This window comes from Arthrobacter sp. JB02-1C (assembly GCF_057748045.1).
Genome location: NZ_CM173235.1, coordinates 1,179,408 through 1,194,207 on the forward strand (window position 1 = coordinate 1,179,408; position 14,800 = coordinate 1,194,207).

Annotated in this window: 15 protein-coding genes and 1 pseudogene; 9 read left to right on the forward strand and 7 right to left on the reverse strand. The window is 69.1% G+C overall.

Going from position 1 to position 14,800, the window contains the following annotated elements:
- The first annotated feature begins 19 nt into the window (after positions 1 to 19).
- Together AC3ANP_RS05505 and AC3ANP_RS05510 are read left to right on the forward strand one after the other, a co-directional pair.
- Complete coding sequence (locus tag AC3ANP_RS05505) at positions 20 to 1,669, forward strand: 5-oxoprolinase subunit B/C family protein (protein WP_488332334.1); 1,650 nt, start codon at positions 20 to 22, stop codon at positions 1,667 to 1,669.
- A gap of 161 nt (positions 1,670 to 1,830) precedes the next feature.
- Positions 1,831 to 2,127, forward strand: coding sequence for an antibiotic biosynthesis monooxygenase family protein (locus AC3ANP_RS05510; RefSeq protein ID WP_488332335.1), 297 nt, complete (start codon positions 1,831 to 1,833; stop codon positions 2,125 to 2,127).
- A gap of 28 nt (positions 2,128 to 2,155) precedes the next feature.
- Here AC3ANP_RS05510 and AC3ANP_RS05515 read toward each other — a convergent pair whose 3' ends face one another.
- The 4 genes and pseudogenes from AC3ANP_RS05515 to AC3ANP_RS05530 all read right to left on the reverse strand — a co-directional run bounded on the left by AC3ANP_RS05515 (position 2,156) and on the right by AC3ANP_RS05530 (position 5,769).
- Positions 2,156 to 2,770: a DUF6919 domain-containing protein gene (locus AC3ANP_RS05515; RefSeq protein WP_488332336.1), complete on the reverse strand. Its 615-nt coding sequence runs from the start codon at positions 2,768 to 2,770 to the stop codon at positions 2,156 to 2,158.
- Positions 2,771 to 3,044: 274 nt separating this feature from the next.
- The gene (locus AC3ANP_RS05520) at positions 3,045 to 4,229 is read right to left on the reverse strand and encodes a TerC family protein (protein WP_488332337.1); all 1,185 of its coding nucleotides are present in this window, start codon (positions 4,227 to 4,229) and stop codon (positions 3,045 to 3,047) included.
- Between the two features lie 206 nt (positions 4,230 to 4,435).
- Positions 4,436 to 5,299 (reverse strand): annotated as a pseudogene (locus AC3ANP_RS05525) (bile acid:sodium symporter family protein); the annotation flags it as partial.
- Positions 5,300 to 5,475: 176 nt separating this feature from the next.
- The gene (locus AC3ANP_RS05530; RefSeq protein ID WP_488332338.1) at positions 5,476 to 5,769 is read right to left on the reverse strand and encodes a DUF4287 domain-containing protein; all 294 of its coding nucleotides are present in this window, start codon (positions 5,767 to 5,769) and stop codon (positions 5,476 to 5,478) included.
- A gap of 142 nt (positions 5,770 to 5,911) precedes the next feature.
- On the opposite strand from AC3ANP_RS05530, the gene AC3ANP_RS05535 reads away from it, so the two are divergent.
- Positions 5,912 to 6,349: a protein-tyrosine phosphatase family protein gene (locus AC3ANP_RS05535; protein WP_488332339.1), complete on the forward strand. Its 438-nt coding sequence runs from the start codon at positions 5,912 to 5,914 to the stop codon at positions 6,347 to 6,349.
- On the opposite strand, the gene AC3ANP_RS05540 is transcribed toward AC3ANP_RS05535, so the two are convergent.
- Positions 6,336 to 7,442 (reverse strand): GTP pyrophosphokinase, encoded by a 1,107-nt coding sequence (locus AC3ANP_RS05540; RefSeq protein WP_488332340.1) that lies wholly within the window; start codon positions 7,440 to 7,442, stop codon positions 6,336 to 6,338. The genes AC3ANP_RS05535 and AC3ANP_RS05540 overlap by 14 nt on opposite strands.
- 174 nt (positions 7,443 to 7,616) lie before the next feature.
- Here AC3ANP_RS05540 and AC3ANP_RS05545 point away from each other — a divergent pair, with 174 nt between their 5' ends.
- From AC3ANP_RS05545 to AC3ANP_RS05570, 6 genes are all read left to right on the forward strand, one after another.
- Positions 7,617 to 8,411 carry an alpha/beta hydrolase fold domain-containing protein gene (locus AC3ANP_RS05545; RefSeq protein ID WP_488332341.1) on the forward strand — a complete coding sequence of 265 codons (795 nt, stop codon included), beginning with the start codon at positions 7,617 to 7,619 and terminating at the stop codon, positions 8,409 to 8,411.
- A gap of 96 nt (positions 8,412 to 8,507) precedes the next feature.
- A complete protein-coding gene (gene nhaA / locus AC3ANP_RS05550; protein WP_488332342.1) occupies positions 8,508 to 9,866 on the forward strand; it encodes a Na+/H+ antiporter NhaA in 1,359 nt (452 codons plus the stop codon).
- Positions 9,867 to 9,906: 40 nt separating this feature from the next.
- Positions 9,907 to 10,842 (forward strand): carbohydrate kinase family protein, encoded by a 936-nt coding sequence (locus AC3ANP_RS05555; protein WP_488332343.1) that lies wholly within the window; start codon positions 9,907 to 9,909, stop codon positions 10,840 to 10,842.
- 104 nt (positions 10,843 to 10,946) lie between these two features.
- Positions 10,947 to 11,765 (forward strand): HAD family hydrolase, encoded by an 819-nt coding sequence (locus AC3ANP_RS05560; RefSeq protein ID WP_488332344.1) that lies wholly within the window; start codon positions 10,947 to 10,949, stop codon positions 11,763 to 11,765.
- A gap of 222 nt (positions 11,766 to 11,987) precedes the next feature.
- Positions 11,988 to 12,140 carry a hypothetical protein gene (locus AC3ANP_RS05565; protein WP_488332345.1) on the forward strand — a complete coding sequence of 51 codons (153 nt, stop codon included), beginning with the start codon at positions 11,988 to 11,990 and terminating at the stop codon, positions 12,138 to 12,140.
- Positions 12,141 to 12,172: 32 nt separating this feature from the next.
- Positions 12,173 to 12,970 carry a glycerophosphodiester phosphodiesterase family protein gene (locus AC3ANP_RS05570; RefSeq protein ID WP_488332346.1) on the forward strand — a complete coding sequence of 266 codons (798 nt, stop codon included), beginning with the start codon at positions 12,173 to 12,175 and terminating at the stop codon, positions 12,968 to 12,970.
- Positions 12,971 to 13,074: 104 nt separating this feature from the next.
- Here the strand turns inward: AC3ANP_RS05570 and AC3ANP_RS05575 are convergent, their stop codons facing one another.
- Together AC3ANP_RS05575 and AC3ANP_RS05580 are read right to left on the reverse strand one after the other, a co-directional pair.
- On the reverse strand, positions 13,075 to 13,968 hold the full coding sequence (locus AC3ANP_RS05575; RefSeq protein ID WP_488332347.1) for an NAD(P)H-hydrate dehydratase: 894 nt from the start codon (positions 13,966 to 13,968) through the stop codon (positions 13,075 to 13,077).
- The gene (locus AC3ANP_RS05580; RefSeq protein ID WP_488332348.1) at positions 13,952 to 14,722 is read right to left on the reverse strand and encodes a histidine phosphatase family protein; all 771 of its coding nucleotides are present in this window, start codon (positions 14,720 to 14,722) and stop codon (positions 13,952 to 13,954) included. The genes AC3ANP_RS05575 and AC3ANP_RS05580 overlap by 17 nt, the downstream gene beginning before the upstream one ends.
- Positions 14,723 to 14,800: the final 78 nt, after the last annotated feature.

The following is a 14,800-nucleotide window of genomic DNA, read 5'->3' on the forward strand; positions in this document are numbered from 1 at the left end:
GGCCATGACGGAGAAACCAATGGCAGCGCTAACCCGACCGGCCATCCACAAAGTCCGTTCGGTGCGGCCAGTAGGCACCCGCGCGGTGCTCGCTGAACTCCCCGGCACCCGGGACGTGCTTGCCCTGCAGGCCCTGCTCCGCGAGCGGCCGTTGCCCGGGCAACTTGATGTCCTGGCCGCCGCAGAAACCGTGCTGGTCACCGCCGACTCGCCGGCTGCCGCGCACCGGATCGCAGCGCAGCTGCTGGAACTCGATCTCACCGCCACCGTGCAGGGCGCCGGCGGCCTGGTGGTCGTCGACACCGTGTACGACGGCGAGGACCTCGCCGAAGTAGCGGCGCTGACCGGCCTGGGCGTGGACGGCGTGATTGCCGCCCATTCCAGCCAGCGCTGGACCGTGGCCTTCGCCGGGTTCGCTCCGGGCTTCGGCTACCTGGTGGGGGAGAACGACGTTCTCAACGTGCCCCGCCGGAATTCACCGCGCACCGCCGTGCCTGCCGGATCCGTGGCGCTGGCCGGAAACTACTCGGCGGTGTACCCCCGCCGTTCCCCCGGCGGCTGGCAGTTGATCGGCCACACGGGCGCCCGGATGTGGGATCTGGACCGCGAGCAGCCCGCCCTTGCTGCCCCCGGCCACACCATCCAGTTCCGTCCGGTCCGGGAATCGGTGGCACTTGCCCCGGAACCGCGGGCGCAGCCTCCTGCCCCGGAGCGGACCTCCGGGCTCCGGATTGTCTCGCCCGGCCCGCAAAGCCTGATCCAGGACTTAGGCCGCCACGGCCACTCCGGGCTCGGCGTCACGGCTTCCGGGGCGCTGGACCGCGCCTCGCTGCGCCGCGCCAACCGCCTCGTCGGGAACGCGCCGTCGGCCGCGGCGATCGAGACCGTGGCGGGCGGCCTTACGGTACAGGCTGTCGGGGACCACATCGTGGCCGTGGCCGGCGCGGCGTCGCAGCTGACCGTTGCCTCGCCGGCCGGTCCGGAGGCAGAGTCCCTCCGCCGCACCGTGCCCGTGGCCGCCCCCTTTGCCCTGCTCGACGGCGAAACGCTGAACGTTGGGGCCTCGGAACGAGGCTTCCGGAGCTACCTCGCGGTCCGGGGTGGCGTGGACGTTGCCCCCGTCCTCGGCAGTCGGTCCACCGACACGATGTCCGGCATCGGCCCGGCACCGCTGGCCGCCGGCCAGCTCCTGGCCGCCGGCGACGACTTCGAGTCCGGCGTCGTCGGGCCCCCAGAACTGCAGCCGGAATTCCCCGGCACCGGGGTGACAGTGCTCGACGTCGTGCCCGGCCCGCGTGCGGACTGGTTCGACCGGGCGGCGCTGGATTCCCTCACCAGCCAGCCGTGGCAGGTGGCAGCGCAGTCCAATCGGGTGGGCATGCGCCTGCTTGGAACGCCCCTGGACCGCAGCCGTGAGGGGGAGCTGGCCAGCGAGGGGACCGTGGCCGGTGCGCTGCAGGTCCCGCCCGAGGGCCTGCCGGTATTGTTCCTGGCCGACCATCCGGTCACCGGCGGCTACCCGGTGATCGCCGTCGTCGTCGACGAACAACTGGACCGCGCCGCGCAGGTCCCGATCGGTGGCACCGTCCGCTTCCGCTGGGCGGAGAGCCGGGTCCGCGATGACGCCCGGCCGGACTCCGGGGGCCCCGCGACGCCGCCTCGGACTTAGGAGCATGTCCAACTACGCGGCTTGCGAAAAGAGTTCAGCTACCCAACGTGTCCTGCGAGTGCGGCGTCTGCACCGGCGGAGGGCAGATCGGCCCTAGCGGCCGGGCGGCAGGTCCGGCACCATCGCCGGTATCAACCCGTTCGGAAAAGGAGGCGATCGACGTGTCCGTCTATACCCTTGGAATCTGGCTGGTCCACCCCGGCCGCGAAAATGACTTCGTGCAGGCCTGGCGCGACTTTGCGAGGAAGACGCAGGAGGACTACCCCAACGCGAAGGCGGTGTTGATGCACGACCATGAGGTCGGGAACCGCTTCGTCAGCACCGGCCCGTGGGAATCGCTGGAGCAGATTGAGCAGTGGCGGGCCTCAGCCGCGTTCACCCAGGGGGTGGCGGCCATGCGGGAAATGCTGGAGCATTTCGAATCACGCACCCTCGACGAGGCAGCCAGCATCGGCTGAGGCGTCTCCGGTCGCCGTCGTCGGCCGGTCAGTCCGCCGGGAGACTGCCGGCCGCTAATGCCTCCAGCACCGCCGGCAGCAGCCTGCCCTCGCGGCCCCAGATCGGGTCGAAGACTTCGACGTACCAGGATTCGGCCAGCACCAGTGCCAGCGAGTCGTTGGCTTCGGCTGCCCAGTCCTTGAGCTGGTCCGCCTCGATCGGGCTTTCGCTGGTCCCCAGCACGGTAACGATTTCGCCGTCCTGGACGGTCACAGGAATTGAGGCCCGGCTCATTTCCCCCGGAGCATGGCCAACAGCCACGTATTCCGTCCGCGACGAGAGTTCCAGCAGCCGTGCAGCCGACTCGGGGGTGCAGAACCCCGTCACGTACGCGCGCTGGGCGCCGTCGGTCTCACGGAGCCCGGGTTGTGACTCCTTGGTGAAAAGTCCGTTCCGGTTGAGCGCTGCGAGCTCGGCGGCGATCGGCGTCGTCTCCCCGTCAATGGCGGGGGTGAACGTGCCCGGCTGGTACTGGCTCTTTCCCTCCAGCCAGCGGGCGGTCAGTTCGCCGGCGGCCGGGATCGTCGACGCCTGCCGCCAGAGCTGCCGGTCCGCCAGCAGCCTGCCGAAGCTGTCGCGTTCCGTCGTGTACTGGTCGTCCATAAGTGCTGTCCCCTTTATTCGCGCCGGAATGCTGCCGGAGCAGCGCCGCGACGACGACGATTTCCGCGGCGCCGTCCTCAACTTCATACTCGTGACTCGGGGTCACCAGGGCAAGACCCGGCCCGGCGCCGCCTGCCGCGGCGGGCCAGCTTCCGGCAAGCCGCAGCAGCGGAGCCTCCGGCCAACTCACCGGCTGCGGCAATAGCCACTTCCCGGTACCGGTGCCGCCGCGTTCGGCGAGAACGACGCCGTCCGCCGGGCCTCCGCTGGCGGTCTATCGAGCCAGATATTGTTCGTGCTGCCGGTGCGCTTCGGCGACCTGCGCGCGGATGGCGTCCACGTCCTTGGCCTTGTTGCGGAATTTCGGCTGCATCTGTTCGATCTGCCGTTCTTCGTTCCGCAGGGCGCTATAGATCCGCTCCCGCTCGGCCGGGTCCGCGGTGTACTCAAGGTCGAGGTAGCTGACAGCGTGCCGGCGGGCATTGTTGATGGCGGTCTGGGCTTTGCCGGCCTTGCTCAGCAGCGACGCCAGGACGGTGACAACCAGCACGCCGATGATGACGGTCAAGGACAGGCCGGTGGTGATTTCAAAGACCGGAACCGGCTGGCCATCGTTGATGAACGGCAGGTTGTTCTCGTGCAGGGCGTGCAGGATCAGCTTGACGCCGATGAAGGCCAGGATTGCGGCAAGGCCGTAGGAAAGATAGATCAACCGGTCCAGCAGGCCGTCGATCAGGAAATACAGCTGGCGCAGGCCCATCAGCGAGAACGCCGTGGCGGTAAAGACTACGTAAACGTTCTGGGTCAGGCCGAAGATGGCGGGAATTGAATCCAGGGCAAACAGGACGTCGGTACCGCCGATGGCCACCATGACCAGCAGCATCGGGGTCAGCACCTTTTTGCCGTTCTCGATGGTGAACAGCTTGTCGCCGTCGTAGTGATCGCTGGTGTGGAAGAACCGGCGCGCCAGCCGGATCAGGAAGTTGTCCGCCTCCCCGCCGCCGGTATCGGGTTTGAGCAGGTTGCCTGCCGTGATCAGCAGGATCAGGCCGAAGGCGTAGAAGACCCAGGCGAAGGAGTTGATCAGGGCCGCGCCCAGGAAGATGAAGCCGGTCCGGGCGATCAGGGAGAAGATGATGCCGAACAGCAGCACCTTTTGCTGGTCCTCGCGGGGAACGCGGAAACTGGCGATGATGATCAGGAAGACAAACAGGTTGTCGACCGAAAGTGCCTTTTCCGTGATGTATCCGGCAAAATATTCCGAGCCCATGGCCGGCCCGCCGTAGATCAGAACGAGGATGCCGAAGAGGATCGCGATACCCACATAGAGGGCGGACCAGGCGGCAGCTTCCTTGAGCGTGGGGACGTGGGCCTTGCGGATGTGGAAGAAGTAGTCAAAGGCCAGCAGGGCCAGGATCACCGCAATGGTGATGCCCCAAATGAGCGGAGAAACAGTCAAGGTATTCCAGCTTTCGTAAGATGGTCAGCGGAGAACTGCATAAGTCTCTCCGCCTGCCATCCGGCTGGCCGCCGAACCCGGCGAGGCAGCGGTGCCTGGCGTGCTGACGGGTGCGGCGCTTAGGAATACTCCCTTAGGCGCTGCCCAGTCTACCCGGGACCGTGGCGTGCTCCGAATCCGTGACCGTCGCCAAGGGTCGTCCGGGCTTAGCCTTCGCGCAGCGGCCGGCGGGCCAGCCAGGCCGCCACGATCGCGCCGGACACGTTGTGCCAGAGCGAGAAAACTGCCGACGGCAGCGCGGCCAGAGCGCTGAAATGCGCCGTGGCGAGGGTTGCCGCCAGGCCCGAGTTCTGCATGCCCACCTCGAAGGCCAGGGCGCGGCGGGCCTTGTCATCCAGCCGACCCAGCTTGCCCGCGAGGTAGCCCAGGCCGAGGCCGAAGCCGTTGTGCAGCACCACCGCGAGGAACACGATCCCGCCCGCGGCGACGATCTTGTTGGCACTACCGGCGACGACGATCGCCACGATCAGCGAAATGACCACCGCGGATGCCCACGGCAACGCCGGAAGCACCCGGGCGACGAGCCTTTTCAGGAAGAGTCGGGCCAGCAGGCCAGCGATCACCGGCAGCAGTACCGTCTTGACGATGTCCAGCACCATGCCGGCAGCATCGATCTGCAGGTAGGACCCGGCCAGGAACAGCACCAGCAGGGGTGTGACCAGCGGAGCAATCAGCGTGGACACGGAGGCCACCGCCACCGAGAGGGCCACGTCACCCTTCGCCAGGAACGCCATCACGTTCGAAGCGGTGCCGGACGGGGCGCAGCCGACGAGGATCAGCCCGACAGCGAGCTCGGGCTCGAGGTGAAGTGCCTGGGCAATCAGCCAGCCGGCGCCGGGCATGATGACGTAGTGTGCCACGATCCCGAGCACGACGGCCCATGGACGCTTGGCCACGGAGGCGAAATCCGGCGGAGTCAGGGTCAGGCCCATGCAGAACATGATGATCCCCAGCAGGTATGGCACGCTCGGGGCCAGTGGCTTGAAGGCGCCCGGTAGGAGGAAACCCGCGATTCTGCAGATTTGGTTGCCTCAAGCATCCAAACATGGTGCCACCGCTGCGGCCGGCGCAGCGACTTTATGACCGGAGGGCACGTGACTGTGTCAACAGGCCGTGATTGTCAACAGGCCAGCTTCAACGTGAAGGCTTCCGCTGCCCGACCCCGGATCTCCACGCCGCTGGCCCGCTAGGTCGCGGGCTTCGAGTCCTTCCCGTCGAGCCACAAGATATCCGACTGGTCACTGTGCGCCCCGGTGGTCCCGACGTGCTTGCTGCTGATGCCCGGTCCCTGCCGGATAACGTGCACCAGCGCCATGCCGTGGCCGCGGCCCAGCCCGTAGTCGGCCTTCAGCCAGTCGAGGATTTCTCCGGCCGTCACGGCGGTTCCGCCGAAGCCTTTCTCGCGGGCGATGTCGAGGAGTTGCCGCGGGGTGAGGCCGGTCTTGTCTTCGATGGTGTCGAGGTACGCCTGGAACGACATCCGTGGATTCCTTTCAGCGGTGCGGGCTCCGGGCCACTCTATGGACCGGTTTCCGTTACCGCCAGACCCCTACGGCCCTAAACCGGGCCGGAATTGCGCGGTGTCCTTCAGCAGGACGGCGGGAAAGACTACGCTCGGGGCTATGGCGCAAACGTGGGAACCGGGGCAACCGGGGGTGCTTCGCCTGCCTTCCGGGCGGCTCATCCGCGGGCGCGGTCTCTGGGCGCCGTTTCCTTCCGGACCGGAGCCGGAGTTTGCGCTGTATCTGCTGGGCAGCCGGCCGCGGCCCGTGGCCTGGGAGTCCCGCTGGGTCCGCTGGCGGGATCTGCGGGTGCCCGCCAGCGATGTTGAGGCGCTCGACGCGTTCCGTGAGGCCCTGCAGCGTGCGGAAGAGGAACGGGTTGAAGTGGCGTGTTGGGGCGGCCGGGGGCGCACGGGGACCGCCCTTGCCTGCATCGCGGTCCTGGACGGCGTCCCGGCGGCGGAAGCCGTTGATTTCGTCCGGAGGCATTACCGGCGGGGGGCGGTGGAAACTCCGTGGCAGCGGAGTTACGTGACCCGGTTCCCTATCCCGGGGTGAGGCGGTAGCGCTCGATCTGCTTGAGCCGGCGCTGCAGGCTGTCACGCCGCGGGTGCGGTACCGCATCGGCCGGTTCTGCGGTGAGATCGATGTGGGCGGTGCCGTATTGCCACAGCAGCAGGTCGTCCAGCAGCCGGTCCGGGCCGGGGGAGTAGCGGTGGTCCAGGGCCTTGCGCACCTCGGTGATCCGGTTGGCACTGAGCAGCCCGGCGAGCTGCACGGTCTGGTTCAGGCCATGCGCGGCCATCAGTTCGGCGGCCCAGCCCCAGTCGTCATCGACCTTCCGGTCCACGTGCGGCAGCAAGGTGCGCCAGACGTCCCGGATCCGGTTGGGCGTAAGCTGCGCGGCGCCTTCGCCGTCCATGTCCCAGTAGCTGCGCACCTCCTCGTAGCGTTGGTGCAGGTCGGCGAACGCACCTTCCACGGTTTCCAGCATGGCCGCCGTGGCGGTGAACTGACGGTCGAAGTGCGGAGTCCAGGCCCGCGGGTCCTCGGCCTTGAACCGGATGTCATGCTCGATTTCGCTCCACGCGTGGGCGAACACCGTCCGGATCTGGCATTCGAAGAAGTAACTGCCGTTGGGCTGCGCCTCCGGGTTGAAGACCTGCTGGTATTCCTTCACCGCCTCGTTCTGGATGGTCCGCAGGATCAGGTGCCGGCTTGAGTAGCCGTACGTCCCGGACTCGATCGAACCGATGTCCTTCTCACGGTCGCCGCGGCAGTCGAAGAGCTGGCGTTGGCGCTTAATCAGGTTGGCTACCACTGCGTTCTCGGCCGGAAGCTTGGTAATGACGCGGATTCCGACCATGTCATTGAGCGTGCGGAACGGGTCCGGGAACTTCAGCACCCGCGGTCCGCCCGGTTCCAGCGGCTCCTCCGTGCGCGAGATCTTCTCCCGGAAAGACTCCACCGTCTTGGTTCGGCCGGTCACGAACAGCGGGGTGACCTCGGTGCCCTTGAGCATGCCCCGCAGCGTCAGCAGTACCTCGCGCGTGACCAGCTTCAGGGCAGGGCGTACCCGCTCGTAGAGATCCACGTTGTCCTGCACGGATTCGCGCAGTGCGGGGTCCAGGCGCTCCCAGTTGCTAGCCATGCGCCTAGCATACGGCGCCGGCCGGACAGCCAGCTTCCGCGGCGCCGCGCGGCACCCAAGGTAGGCTCTGCACATGGCTGATCTGCGGCGTCGGGCGTCGGGCGTAGGGCGCTGCAGCGGCGGTGGCACCGGGGGCGGTCACCGTCCGTTCACCGGGGCCCCGAGGAGGACACAGTGAAGCGGCAGAAGTACCACTACGGCGAGGATCCCAGCCAGTGGGGGGAACTCTTCCTCCCGGACGCGCCCAGGCCCACGGGTGTGGCCGTGGTGATTCACGGCGGCTACTGGCGCTCACAGTACGGCGCCGAACTCGGCGAACCCCTGGCCAGGGACCTGGCCGCGCACGGTGTGGCCGCCTGGAACCTGGAATACCGCCGCGCCGGCAACGGCGGCGGCTGGCCCTACACCTTCGCCGACGTCCTGGCCGGGATCGACAAGCTTCGCGACGTCGCCGGTGAACACGATCTTGGCTTGGACCGGGTAGTCGCGCTGGGCCACTCCGCCGGCGGACACCTGGCAGTCTGGGCAGCAGGCCGGAGCCGGCTCGGCCAGCTCGGCGCTCCCGAGGCGGACCGCCAGCTGGAACGCAAGAACGGCAGCGCCGCCGTGCACCTTACCGGTGTGGTCAGCCAATCGGGGGTGCTGAACCTCGCCGAGGCCGAACGGCTGGACCTGAGCAACGGAGCCGTCAGCAACTTCCTGGGCGGCTCGTCCAATAAATACCCGAAGCGGCATAAATTTGCGGATCCGATGAGTGCCGCCCCGTTGCGGGTGCCGGTGTACGCAGTGCACACCACGGAGGACGACACCGTGCCGCTGAGCCAGTCCGAGGCCTACGCCGCGGCGGCTAAGGCGGGCGGGGCGCCGGTCCAGTTCCTGAAGCTCCCCGGCGACCACTTCGCCCTGATCGACCCGAAGGCGCCGGCCTACCGGAAGTGCCGCGAACTGGTCCAGCAACTGTTGGGATGACCCGGGAGCGCCGGCCCGGCAGCGCGTAGACTGGCAACCGGTGCGCCGGGAAGTCTGGTCGGCATGATTTCGTCGACCCCTTTTGAGGACTTCAGCATGAGCAGCACCCCGCCAGCCAAACCCGCCCACCGTAAGTCCCGCCGTACGCCCCGCGGTACGTCCCGTCCGACCATCCTGGCCCGCGGGAGCTATGCCGAGGCGCTGCGGATCGGCGAAATCCTGCGCAAGGAAACGGTCGGCGGCATCCTGCTCGTGGTGGCCGCCGCCGCCGCGCTGATCTGGGCCAACTCCGCGGCTGCGGAGAGCTATTTCGCCCTTCGCGACTACAGCATCGGCTACGCGCCCTGGCATTTGGACCTGAGCCTGGGGGCCTGGGCTGCGGACGGACTGCTTGCGATCTTTTTCTTCCTGGTTGGCCTGGAGCTGAAACGGGAGTTCGTCGCCGGAGACCTGCGGAAACCCAGCACGTCGGTGGTCCCGGTCGCAGCGGCGGCGGGCGGTGTCCTGCTCCCGGCGGTGATTTACGCCGTCGTGAACCTCGGCAGCCCGGAGACCGGTCAGGGCTGGGCCATCCCGACCGCCACGGACATTGCGTTCACCGTCGCCGTCCTGTCGATCATCGGCTCCCACCTGCCCAGCGCGTTGCGGATCTTCCTGCTCACCCTGGCCGTGGTGGATGACCTGATCGCCATCACCATCATCGCCGTCTTCTACTCCGGCGAACTGCAGCCGGCACCGCTCCTGCTGGCCCTGGTGCCGCTGGGCATTTACGCCTACCTGGCGCACCGGCACCGCCGCTTCTTCGGGCTGAAGGCACCTGCGGCCTGGCTCATCCTGCTTCCCCTGGGCGCGGCCACCTGGGCCCTGGTGCACGCGTCCGGCATCCACGCGACCGTTGCCGGCGTCCTGCTGGGCTTTGCCGTCCCGGTGCTGCGGTCCCGCGCGAGCGGCGGCCCGGAAGCCGGGCCGGGGCTCGCGGAAATCTTCGAACACCGCTTCCGGCCCATCTCCGCCGGCTTTGCCGTCCCGGTGTTCGCCTTTTTCTCGGCCGGCGTTGCGGTGGGCGGCTGGTCCGGGCTGGGACAGGCGCTGGTGGACCCGGTGGCCATGGGCATCATCCTGGCCCTGGTGCTGGGAAAGCCGGCCGGCATCCTCGGCACCACCTGGCTGCTGACCAAGCTGACCCGGGCGCGGCTGGACAGCTCCTTTAAATGGGTGGACATCTTCGGTGTTTCCATTCTGGCGGGAATCGGCTTCACCGTCTCGCTGCTCGTCGCGGAGCTCAGCTTCGGCCAGGGCAGCCTGCACGAGGCCCACGCCAAGGTGGGTATTCTGGCCGCTTCCTTGCTCGCTGCCGTGCTCGCCACCGTGGTGTTGCGGACCCGGAACCGGCAGTACCGGCGGGCGGAGGAAGCGGAGCAGCGCGATTCGAACCAGGGCGCCGGGACGGGGTAAACGCAGGGCGCCGGGCCGCGTTCTCTGGCAGAGTATGGGCATGCTCACAGTCATAGGTGAGGCGCTGGTGGATGTGGTCCAGCGGCCCTCGGGAATCCAGGTCCACGTTGGCGGCAGCCCCCTGAATGTGGCGGTGGGGCTGGCCCGGCTGGATCACCCGGTGCAGTTCATCAGCCGCTACGGCCGGGACGCCTACGGCGACTCGGTCGCGGCGTACCTGTTGGCCAGTTCGGTGCTGCTTCCGGTGGCCCCGGACGCGCTGGCAACATCGGTTGCCAACGCCCTGATCGACGACGACGGCGCCGCCAGCTACACCTTTGACCTCGCCTGGGAGCTGCCCGGCCTCACCGACCGGCTTCCGTTCATGCTGCAGGGCAGCACCCTGCTCCACACCGGGTCGATCGCCACCGCACTCCAGCCGGGCGCGGCGGAGGTGCTGGCCGCCGTCGAACATGCCCATCCTGCGGCCACGATCAGCTTCGATCCCAACTGCCGGCCCAGCATCGTCGCCGACGCCGGCTACGCCCGCGGGCAGGCCGAGAGATTCGTGGTCCTCGCGGATGTGGTCAAGGCCTCGGACGAGGACCTGGCGTGGCTGTACCCGGGTGTGGACCCGCTGGAGTCCGCCCGCCGCTGGCTCACCCTTGGTGGTTCCGAGGGCCCGGCGATGGTGGTGGTGACCCGCGGCGCGGCCGGTCCCTGGGCCGTCAATGCCGCGGGGGAGGTGCACGTCCCGGCACCGCGCGTGACGGTGGCGGACACCGTCGGCGCCGGCGACTCCTTCATGGCCGCGCTGCTGTCCGGCGTCGTGGACCGGGGCCTGGATGGAGCGCAAAACCGGCAGGACCTGCGGGAGCTGTCCGCCGAAACCCTGCGCGAACTCATCTCGCACGCCGCCGCGGCAGCCGCGGTGACGGTCTCGCGGGCAGGGGCGAACCCGCCCACCCGGGCCGAGCTGAACCGGGCCCGACCCTGAATTCCCGCCGTTTCGACGGTTCCCTGCGCCCACGACGTCCCCGCGCGTCGAACCCGCAGGGAACCATCGAAATGGCGCCGGCGCAGCCCACGTAGACTGGCAGCATGCGGCTGGTAGCAAGTGATATTGACGGAACGATCCTGGGCCACGACGGCAAAATCAGCGACCGGACCGTGCGGGCATTCCATGCCTGCCGCGATGCCGGAGTGGATCTCGTCTTTGTCACCGGACGCCCGCCGCGCTGGCTGCACCCGCTGCAGGACCAGTTGGGCCACACCGGAACCGTTATCTGCTCCAACGGCGCTGTCGTCTGGGACCTGGAAGCCGACCGCCTCATCTCCGCCCGCGCCCTGGGGCTTGAAGCCGTCTTCGAAGCCCGCCGGATCATTCAGCAGCTGCACCCCTCGGCGCTGTTCGCCGCGGAAACGCTCACCGGATTCCACCTGGAGCCCGGGTTCCTGGGCACCGGATCCAGCGCCGTGCTCGCCGAGATCACGCCGGCACCGTTGCGGGAGACGCTCACCCCGTCCGACGCCGTCGTCAAGTTCCTGGCGCTGGTGCGGGAAGGGACGGCCGACGACTTCCTGGCCGAAGTGTCGCCCGCCGTCGCCCACCTGGCGGCCGCGACGCATTCCGCCCCCAACCTGGCCATGCTCGAACTCTCCCTGCCGGACGTGAACAAAGCCGTGACCCTGGCCGAGTACGCAGCCTCCCTCGGGGTCCAGGCTCGGGACGTGGTGGCCTTCGGGGACATGCCCAACGACATCGAAATGCTGCGCTGGGCCGGGCAGGGGTACGCCATGGCCAGCGGCCACCTCGAGGCGATCCGTGCCGCCGGCCGGCAGGCGCCGCGCTTCGACGACGACGGCGTCGCCCAGGTCCTCGAAGCAAAACTCGCCGAGCTGGGCGCCCGGCTCGCCTGACCGCCCCGGCCCGCTGGCCTTTCGGGGCAGCCCTCGTCACGGGATTACCAGCTGGCGGACAACTGGCGTTCACCTTGGCCTCCTACGCTGGAAACTCCGAGCGGATCCATTGACTGAGGCGGGGCAACCATGGCCAGGAGCGGTAACAGACACACTGACGAGCAGCCGCTCCGGCGGGTAGCGCCGGATGCGCATTGGCAAGGCCTGCGCCAGGGCGACCGGGTGCGGGTTCGCCTGGCGCCAGGTTACGAAACCAGCGGATTCGTGGACGCCCTCACCCCGGACCACACCACCGTCTGGGTCGATCTCGACGGCGCCGGCCGCACGCTGCTGCACTGCAGCGACGGCGTCGAGATCCTGCCGCCGCACTCCTGAGTAAGGCGGTCCGGCTCCGGTACGCTTCAGGAGTGACCGCCCCGCACCCCTTCCTTGCAGCCGGAACCCCCGGCCGCCCCGTGGCGATGGCCCACCGCGGCTTCGCGCCCGACGGCGCCGAGAATTCCATGGCCGCCTTCCGCGACGCCGTCGCCCTGGGTTACCGGTACCTGGAAACAGACGTGCACACCACGGCCGACGGCGCCCTGCTGCTCTTCCACGACGACAGCCTGGACCGGGTCACTGACGGCAGCGGCCGGATAGCCCAACTGCCAGCCGCGGAGGTTGCGCGGGCCAGGATCGCCGGCACCGAACCGATTCCGCGGCTGGCGGAGCTCGTGGCGGAGTTCCCGGATGTCCGGCTCAACCTGGACATCAAGGACTGGAACTCGGTGGACACCCTGGCGGCGGCGATCGAGGAGTATGGCCTGCACGACCGGGTCCTGGTCGCCAGCTTCTCGGACCGGCGGCGCCGGGCGGTCCTGCGCCGGCTGAGCCGACCCGCCGCCAGCTCCGCAGGGATGGTGTCCAACGCCCTGTTCGTGCTCCTCGGGCCGCTGCTCCCGGCACCCCTGCTGCGCCTCGCCACCGCCCGGGCGCTGCGCGGTGTGCAGGCGCTGCAGGTGCCGGTCCGTTACGGACCGGTGCAGGTGGTGACCGCCGGTTTTGTCCGCCGCGCGCACCGCCACGGCCTGCACGTCCACGTTTGGACCATCAACGCTTCCGACGAGATGCGCCGGCTGCTGGATCTCGGCGTCGACGGAATCGTCACCGACCGCGCTGACCTCCTGAAGACGGTCCTGCAGGAGCGCGGTCAGTGGGAGTCCTAGGCTGGGTGCCCGGCCGCCGGTCGGGACACCGGCATCCGTCCAGAGCAGGGCAATAGTCCAGAGCAGGGCAATAGTCCAGCGCAGGGCATTAGTCCAGAGGCCGGCTAGCTGCTGAGCTCCACCATGAGGGGCGGAAGTTCGTCGCACAGTTCGCGGGCCAGGTAGCCAAGGCCGCCCAGCCGGCTGGCCAGCCGGTCGCCGGCGGCTGCGTGCAGGTGCGAGCCCCAGCAGGCGGCCTGCGCGTCGGTGGTCCCGCGCGCCCGGAGGCCAGCGATTGCACCGGCCAGCACGTCGCCGCTGCCGGAGGTACCCAGGCCACTGTGGCCGGTGGTGATCTCCCAGACTTTCCCGCCGGGCTCCGCGATCAGTCCCTGGCAGCTCACCACGGCCCGGTAGGTCTCCGCCAGCTCGGGCACGTCGCGGCGGAGATCCTCGAGTTCGCGGCCCAGCAGGATGCCGCCTTCGGTGGTGTTCGGTGTCAGGATGAGCCGGCCGGCCCAGGGCTCCAACTCCTCGGCCAGCTCCGGCAGGCAGCCCAGCGCATACGCGTCGAGAATGATGGCGGGCGGGGCCTTGCGGCTGCTGCGGCCGGCAGGCAGCAGGGCCCGCAGGAGGGCCAGTGTCTCGTCCTTATCGTCCAGCCCCGGCCCGATCAGAATCGCGTCCGCGGAGCCCAGCTCGTCGGCCAACAGCGACGCCGCTGAGCCCTTAACCGATCCGTGTGGCGTTTCCGGCAGGCCCAGGACCCCGGATTCGGGCAATCCGACGGCCAGCTGCACCGCCGTCGACTCCGCGACCGCCAACGTCAGCCGCCCGGCCCCCGAGCGCAGCGCGGCCACGCCGGCCAGCAGGGCGGCGCCAGGGGTCTTTCGCGCACCACCGACCACCAGCACGGAGCCGCGGTCATCCTTGCCAGCGCCGCCACCGGGCAACGGCCAGCCGCGCAGCAGCGTGGGGGTCAGCTGCGCCGGGGCCGGCGGTTCAGCGCGGCCGGACATCCGCGTCGCCTGCGTGTTCGGTGACGGGCACACCCTGCCCCGCCAGGTGATCGGCCTGGTTGAAGCTCTCCAGCTCCCAGCCGCCGGCACCGCCTGACCGTGTAAAGCGGCTGACCGAGGCGTTCAGCACGCTGGTGGTGGCGGCGATGTCCAGCAGTTCGGATTCCGTCAGGCCCTGCAGGATGTACCGGAACAGCAGGATGAGGGCGTCATGGCAGACCAGCAGCACATCCTCGCCCGGGTGCTCCTGGTCCAGATCTGCCAGCAGGGAACGCAGCCGAAGGACCACGTCGGCCCATGATTCGCCGCCGGGCGGCCGGTAGTAAAACTTCCCCAGCCAGCGCCGGCGCTCGGCTTCCTGCGGCAGCCGCGCTTCCACCCCGGCGGCGGTCAGCATGTCCAGGATGCCGAGTTCGCGGTCGCGGAGCCGTTCATCCAGCCGGATCCGATCCGTCCAGCCGGCCGTCCGGAGCGCCAGCTCAGCAGTCTGCCGGGCCCGGGCGTAGGGGGATGACCAGACAACGCCGCGGCCCCGTTCCGGAACGGCGGCCAGCAGCTTGCCCAGCGCCGCCGCCTGCTCCCGCCCGGTGCCGGAGAGCCCGACGTCGGCGTCCCGCGCCGGCACGTCGATGGCCTGCGCCCCCGTCTCCCGGGCCAGCGTGGCGGCCACGTTGCCTTCGCTTTCGCCATGCCGCACCAGGACAAGCCCCGTGATGCCGTGCCGGCCCCCGCCGGCCCGTCCGTTACTGCCCACCGTTACCTCCTGTGCCCGCTCCGGAGCGGGCCGACTCTGCTCCGGCCGTCCACGGGAGAGTCCCGGCGGCCCGGAAAG